The 591-nt window shown below is 65.3% G+C and carries 1 protein-coding gene; it reads right to left on the bottom strand.

Features of this window, described 5'->3' with window-relative positions:
- Positions 1-591 (bottom strand): aldehyde dehydrogenase family protein (locus tag EOA60_RS36300; RefSeq protein WP_128312795.1); only part of this gene is annotated, 591 nt, incomplete at both ends.

The following is a 591-nucleotide window of genomic DNA, read 5'->3' as shown; positions in this document are numbered from 1 at the left end:
GCCTACACGTTCGCCGGCTGACGGTGGTGTAGAACTCCATGGCGTAGCGGCCCTGCTCGCGCGGGCCGTAGCTCGAGCCCTTGCGGCCGCCGAACGGCACATGGAAGTCGACGCCCGCCGTCGGCAGGTTGACCATCACCATGCCGGCTTCGGAATTGCGCTTGAAATGCGTCGCGTGCTTCAGGCTGGTCGTGCAGATGCCGGAGGTCAGGCCGAACGGCGTGTCGTTGGCCACAGTCAGCGCCTCGTCATAATCCTTGACGCGGATGACATTGGCGACCGGGCCGAAGATTTCTTCGCGCGAGATGCGCATGGCGTTGGTGGCGCCGGTAAACAGCGCCGGCCTGAGATAGAAGCCGGGAGTTTCGCGCTCCAGCCGCTCGCCGCCGAAGGCGAGTTCAGCGCCTTCCTGGCGGCCGATGGCGATATAGTCCTCATCCTGTTTGAGCTGGGTCTGGTCGACGACCGGGCCGATCTGGGTCTTGGCGTCCAGCGCGTCGCCGATGACCAGCTTGTCCAGGCGTTCCTTCATGGCGTCGACGAAGCGGTCGTGGATCCCTTCGGTGACGATGAGGCGCGAGGACGCGGTGC

The sequence above is a fragment of the Mesorhizobium sp. M1A.F.Ca.IN.020.06.1.1 genome (genome assembly GCF_004023265.1).
GTDB lineage: Bacteria > Pseudomonadota > Alphaproteobacteria > Rhizobiales > Rhizobiaceae > Mesorhizobium.
This window is presented reverse-complemented; position numbering and strand designations above follow the sequence as displayed.